The following is a 6,628-nucleotide window of genomic DNA, read 5'->3' on the forward strand; positions in this document are numbered from 1 at the left end:
GGCCTCATTTCTCGCTGCCGTCCAGATCAGATGCATCGCTCTCTGGGCTAAAATCTTGTGACGACACTATCTAGCAGGATGAATAATTCAAGTGTATTAGAGCGCGGCAATTTTGCGTGGAAGTGCGCTAAATATAGCAACTTACCGGGACGTAGCCGCATAATAGCGCCCCATCGCGCGCAGGGATTTCGTGTGATCTCTATCGCACTTTACGATGTAGTAATGCTTAACTAATCTGTAATGGAGTTTAAAAATGGAGGGCTCTATCCATGATGATTTTTCCCTGCTTACCTGAACAGACCCTGGCAGCCGCCAATACCCTGGGGCAGTGGCTGGCGCAAAATGACTTTGCCAGCAAGCCAGAACCTGTGCGTGCAGATGCGGTGATTCTCGCAGGTAATGCGGTGATTCCGTTAATCGATACGGCCTTCGATATTGCCTCGCGCACTAATCTTCCTTTAGTGATCAGTGGTGGCGTCGGGCATTCCACGACCTTCCTGTATGCGGCAGTGGCGCGCCATCCGCAATACAACCTGCTGCGCACAACCGGCAGGCCGGAAGCGGCGATTCTGGTCGATATTGCCCAACAATTTTGGGGCATTCCGGCTGACAACATCATCGTTGAAGATCAATCGACCAACTGTGGCGAAAATGCACGTTTCACCGTCGATCTAATCTGTTCGCGCGGAATGGAACTCACCACCGCGCTGGTGATTCAGGATCCCACTATGCAGCGCAGGACGATGGCGACTTTTGCCCGGGTTAGTCAGGGTTGCGCAAATGCGCCTCACTGGTTGAGTTACCCCGGTGTCGTCCCTGAACTGATCAACACCAGCGTTGGGCTGGCATTTTTACCTCCGGCAGAGGGGCTGTGGACCGTTGAGCGCTATTTGTCGCTAATTCTGGGTGAAGTACCACGCCTGAGAGATGACGCGCTGGGCTACGGCCCGGCGGGACGTGATTTTATTGCTCACGTCGATTTTCCCCCGGAGGTCGAAAACGCCTGGCAGGTTCTGCAAGCCGATGACGTGCTTAACGAAACGCTGCGCACCCGTTCATTAAGCTAAAGTCTGCCCGTTTGCGTCGATGCTGGCGCAAACGGGCAGTCATTGTTGATTCGATGTTATTTCATTGTTGCGTTTATGCTTTTCTTTTATGAGTTAACTCACAAAACTCACTCACCAACCTGGGAAATGGGCCGTGCACTTGTAGATTTTTAACAATGAGTTCACTTGTTAAAAACAATGTCATTACAGGAGCAGGTCATGACAGCACCCGTACAGCACCCTATGTATATCGATGGTCAATTTGTTACCTGGCAGGGCGATGCCTGGATTGATGTCACCAATCCGGCGACAGAAGAGTTGCTTTCACGTATCCCGGATGGAACTGCGGAAGATGCGCTCAAAGCAATTGATGCTGCTGATAAAGCGCAGCCTGCGTGGGAAGCATTGCCCGCGATTGAACGTGCCGGATGGTTGCGCAAAATTGCGGCCGGTATCCGTGCCAGAGCGAGCGAAATCAGCGCGTTGATCGTCGCCGAAGGCGGGAAAATCCAGCAGTTGGCAGAGGTGGAAGTCAATTTCACCGCCGATTATATAGACTACATGTCAGAGTGGGCGCGCCGCTACGAAGGGGAAATCTTACAAAGCGACCGTCCGGGCGAAAATATCTTTGTTTTCAAACGTCCGCTGGGCGTCACCACCGGGATCCTGCCGTGGAACTTCCCGTTCTTCCTGATTGCCCGCAAACTGGCGCCGGCGCTGATCACCGGCAATAGCATTGTGATCAAACCGAGCGAATTCACCCCGAATAACGCCATCGCGTTTGCCCAGGTGGTACATGAGGTTGGGCTGCCAAAAGGGGTCTTTAACCTGGTGCTGGGTCGCGGTGAAACCGTCGGTCAGGAGCTGGCAGGCAACCCGAAGGTGGCAATGGTCAGCATGACGGGTAGCGTGGTCGCGGGTGAAAAGATCATGACCGCGGCGGCGAAAAATATCACCAAAGTGTGCCTGGAACTGGGCGGTAAAGCCCCGGCTATCGTTCTTGACGATGCCGACCTGGAACTGGCGGTGAAAGCGATCGTCGATTCCCGCGTGATCAACACCGGGCAGGTCTGTAACTGCGCCGAACGTGTCTACGTACAGAAAGGTATCTACGACCGTTTTGTTAACCGTCTGGGCGAGGCGATGAAAGCGGTGCAATTTGGTAATCCGGGCCAGCGTAATGACATCGCGATGGGACCACTGATCAACGCAGCCGCTCTTGAGCGCGTGGAGTCCAAAGTAGCTCGTGCGGTGGCGGAAGGGGCGCGCGTGGTGCTCGGTGGCAAAGCGGTAGAAGGCAAAGGCTATTTCTACCCGCCGACGTTGTTGCTGGATGTGCGCCAGGACATGTCCATCATGCATGAAGAGACCTTTGGTCCGGTGCTGCCGGTTGTGTCGTTCGACACGCTGGAAGAGGCGCTGGCGATGGCCAATGACAGCGATTACGGGCTGACGTCATCGGTTTATACGCAAAACCTGAACACCGCGATGAAGGCCATAAAAGGGCTGAAGTTCGGTGAAACCTACATCAACCGTGAGAACTTCGAAGCGATGCAGGGTTTCCATGCGGGCTGGCGTAAGTCGGGAATTGGTGGTGCGGATGGTAAGCACGGCCTGGAAGAGTACCTGCAAACCCAGATGGTGTATTTGCAGGCGTAACGGGACATCTCCGGTGGTGCTGCGCTTACCGGGGCTACTAAGGTATACGCAACCGCACCGCACAAATTTCACGGGAGGCACGATCGCGTAACCCGGATAAGACGGTTTGCCGCCGCATCCGGGAATTCCCCGGTGGAGCTTCGCTTACCAGGGCTACTCAGGGATACGCAACCGCACCGTACAAATTTCGTGGGCGGCACGATCGCCTAGCCCGGATAAGGCGGTTTGCCGCCGCATCCGGGACCCCACGATTCATACCTTTGTTTCAATCCAGTTCATCATCAGATCCGGCCACACGGCGGCGGGCAATCCCTGCGCATCACGAATACCAAAACCATGTGCGCCTTGTTCGAACAGGTGCATCTCCACTGGGACACCGAGACGGCGCAATGCGGTAAACATCACCACGCTGTTTTCCACCTTCACCGCCGGGTCATCGACGGCATGGAGTAAAAAGGTCGGGGGAGTGTTGCTGTCTGCGCGCTCTTCTAACGAATAATGGTGAATCTGTTGTTCCGTCGGCGTATCGCCAATAAGTTCATGGCGTGAACCGGGATGGTCAATCGCTTCACGCATGGTGATGACCGGATATACCAGAGCCATAAACGCCGGACGGGCGCTCTGCCCATCGATATCATCCAGTATTGGATAGACCTTTTCCGCGTAGCGTGTTCCCAGACTTGCGGCGGCATGGCCACCCGCAGAAAACCCCAGCACGCCTAAACGATCCGGATCAAGCTGCCACTCCTGCGCACGTGCCCGCAGTGTTCGCATAGCACGCTGGACATCGGCCAACGGCGCATTAGCCCCTTCGATATGGCCGTCACCCGGCAGGCGGTAGGTCATCACAAAAAGCGTGTAACCGCGGGCATTAAAGAGCGGGGCCAGCGCGCTGCCTTCTTTATCCAGCACCACGCGGCGATATGAGCCGCCCGGCGTGACCAGGAGACCTACACCGTTGGGATTTTCTGGTGCATAAACGGTAATCTGCGGCGCACGAACGCCAGTGACAGAACGGTCAAACGCGGATGGACCGGTATGATTTTCTTCGAGTTGCAAGACAGTCGTGCTGGCTATGGCACCAGGCGCTTCACCCTGCGGCCAGACGGGAAATGTCGCGCAACGTTTAACCGCATCTTGCATAAGGGCGACTAATTCTTGCGTACTGATGTGTTTCACGCCGTATCTCCAGACATTGAAACGAAGGTTTATATCATAGCGGAGAGAACAGAAATGGTGTGCCAGACAAAAAGCAAAAGGCACGTCACGATCTTATTGGGATCAGTTGTAGCTCACAATCACTTCAACTTTGCCATTAGCAAGGCCGGGCTGGAAGGGATCAGCTGTTCTGACATAACGTGCCGAAAGATAAACTCTGCCGTCAGTGCCTGCGTGCACGGCAGGGTTGCCAGAAACGTAACTCGCGTTGTGATGTAATTACTGTTTGCCAGGTTTAGTGACGCAGGGCTCGCAAAGTTAACGGATTTTTCGGGCGTTGGGTTCAAAATTTTCACTTCACCAGGCATAGCCGGGGTTAGCGGCAACGGCAAATGACGGCTTTTCATGCATCGGTAAGCGGTTGATAATTGATAAAGAAAAGTTAATGAATTTTTAAGAAAAGCCCGGTATGTTGGCCTTCTGTTTGTTTAGTTGCAGGATTCTCTTATGCGCAGCAAGTTTTCCGGGCTTCAAATCGCCATACACTGGCTGGTATTTCTTCTGGTCATTGTGACGTATTGCGCCATGGAGTTTCGTGGTTTTGCGCCGCGTGCGTACCGTCCGTACTTCAATATTGCGCATGTTTCCTGCGGTATAAGCATTCTGGTGCTGATGGTGACGCGATTGCTCGTTCGTTTAAAGACGCCAACACCGCCGATTGTGCCAAAACCGTCGCCAATGATGACAGGCCTGGCGCATCTGGGTCATCTGGTTATTTACCTGTTGTTCATCGTACTGCCGATTCTGGGTTTGCTGATGATGTACAACCGCGGCGGCAACTGGATTGCCTTTGGTCTGCCGATGCCGCACGCCGCTGAGGCCAATTTCGATCTGGTGGATATGCTTAAGGGATACCACGTGACGCTGGCGATGCTGGGTTATTATGTCATCGCTTTGCATGCTTTAGCCGCGCTTGCGCACCATTATTTCTTCAAAGACAATACGTTATTGCGCATGATGCCAAAAAAACGTGTATAAAGATGACCGCTGTAGCGGTATCAACATGCCGTTATTATTAAGCCTCGCCTGGTTGCGGGGCTTATTTTTTGCTTAAAAGAAATGTGATCGTCTTTGGTTTTTCATTGAGAAAGCAGGGCGGCTATCACATTTTGGGCGTTATCCGCTGTGCGAAATTCGTACGGGCAGTGTAGATAGTATATCTATTATAGAAACACCGTCATCAATGGAGGGGCTATGACACAGCCTGCGCAGCAATCTCTCGAACGGACGGTTTTGCCGGAGGATGCCACTACGTCACGCAAATTACGCAAAGTTCTGCTGGCTACGGGCGTCGGCCATTTTGTGGAATGGTTTGATTTTGGCCTCTACGGAACGCTCGCCGCCATCATCGGCTTACAATTCTTCCACGCGGAAAACCCCAGCGTGGCGCTGTTATCTTCGTTCGCGGTCTTTGGCGCGGGCTTTGTGATGCGCCCGCTCGGAGGTCTGTTTTTTGGCTCACTTGGCGATCGGAAAGGGCGGCAAAAAGTCCTCGCTACCGTCATATTGCTTACCTCCGGGGCGACCTTTGTGATGGGACTGTTACCGACCTATCACCAGATTGGTATTACCGCCACCGTGCTGCTGGTGATTACTCGTCTTGTGCAGGGATTTGCAGCGGGAGGTGAAAGCTCGGGGGCAACGACCTATCTGGCGGAATACGCACCCAATAATAAACGCGGCTATTTTACCTGCTGGATCGATAACTTTGGCTTTATGGCATTTGTCGTGGGTTCCGGTCTGGTCTTTCTGCTGACGGCATCGCTGGGGGAAAGCGCCATGAATGACTGGGGCTGGCGTATTCCGTTCCTGATCGCCGGGCCGCTGGGTTGGGTGGGGCTCTATCTGCGAACCCATCTGGAGGATTCACCCGAATTTCTGGAAGCGCAGAAACAGGGGCAAACCGATGCCACACCGTTGCGCTCTGCGGTAACACATGCCTGGGCGGCGCTGCTCTTTTGCGTGGGTTTTGTGGTCATCAAAGCGGTTGGTCACTGGACGCTACAAACCTTTATGCCCGGTTATCTCTCCACCGAGCTGCATTACTCAAAGCTGGACTCTTACGCCATCACGACGATCGGTTTATTTTCCGTCGCCGTGCTGGTGCCGTTTATGGGCTATTTATCCGATAAATTTGGCCGTAAGCCGTTGATGCTGGCGGGATGTGGAGGTTTCATTCTGTTGAGCTACCCGGCAATGATGCTGATGGCCAACGGCGATATGCTTTCTGCGGTGCTGGCGATGGTCATGCTTGGGGCGTTTATTGCGGCCTTTGACGGTGCCTGTAGTGCTGCAATGGCGGAACTCTTTCCCACCAGCGTGCGTTATGGTGGGTTGTCGATTGCCTATAATTTCGCTGTCGCATTCTTCGGCGGCATTACGCCGTGGTTCTCTATTTGGCTCATCACTTCAACGGGGGATAAATTCTCGCCGGCGTATTATGTGATGGCTGCTGCGCTGATTACCTTCCTGACTGTCCTTCGGGCCCGCGAAACGGCTGGGCTGCCCCTTAAGCGTTAATCTGTCACCCGGTAGTCGTTTTTGCTGCCGGGTGCTTATCTCTCATGCTGGGCGAGATCAAAAAGTGATCATTCGATCGGTTTTGTCGATCAATAATATATTTTTATTTGATTAGATAGTGTCGTCACGAGGATAAAAATCATTGATAATAGGGCCTTCTAATCAGAAGGCCCTATTATCATGAC

5 protein-coding genes are annotated in these 6,628 nt (G+C 53.4%); 4 read left to right on the forward strand and 1 reads right to left on the reverse strand.

Annotated elements, in window-relative coordinates; translation table 11 throughout:
* Positions 1–269 precede the first annotated feature (269 nt).
* Complete coding sequence (locus ACSZPU_RS21965) at positions 270–1,067, forward strand: YdcF family protein (protein WP_499003123.1); 798 nt, start codon at positions 270–272, stop codon at positions 1,065–1,067.
* Positions 1,068–1,265: 198 nt separating this feature from the next.
* Positions 1,266–2,705, forward strand: coding sequence for an aldehyde dehydrogenase (gene aldA, locus ACSZPU_RS21970; RefSeq protein ID WP_499003126.1), 1,440 nt, complete (start codon positions 1,266–1,268; stop codon positions 2,703–2,705).
* A 252-nt stretch (positions 2,706–2,957) separates the two neighbouring features.
* Here the strand turns inward: aldA and ACSZPU_RS21975 are convergent, their stop codons facing one another.
* Complete coding sequence (locus ACSZPU_RS21975; protein WP_499003132.1) at positions 2,958–3,848, reverse strand: alpha/beta hydrolase; 891 nt, start codon at positions 3,846–3,848, stop codon at positions 2,958–2,960.
* A gap of 522 nt (positions 3,849–4,370) precedes the next feature.
* Here ACSZPU_RS21975 and cybB point away from each other — a divergent pair.
* Both cybB and ACSZPU_RS21985 read left to right on the forward strand, forming a co-directional pair.
* Complete coding sequence (gene cybB, locus ACSZPU_RS21980; RefSeq protein ID WP_499003128.1) at positions 4,371–4,901, forward strand: cytochrome b561; 531 nt, start codon at positions 4,371–4,373, stop codon at positions 4,899–4,901.
* A 216-nt stretch (positions 4,902–5,117) separates the two neighbouring features.
* On the forward strand, positions 5,118–6,443 hold the full coding sequence (locus ACSZPU_RS21985; protein WP_499003130.1) for an MFS transporter: 1,326 nt from the start codon (positions 5,118–5,120) through the stop codon (positions 6,441–6,443).
* The last annotated feature ends 185 nt before the right edge of the window (positions 6,444–6,628 follow it).

The sequence above is a fragment of the Phytobacter sp. V69 genome (genome assembly GCF_965644215.1).
Lineage (GTDB): Bacteria > Pseudomonadota > Gammaproteobacteria > Enterobacterales > Enterobacteriaceae > Phytobacter.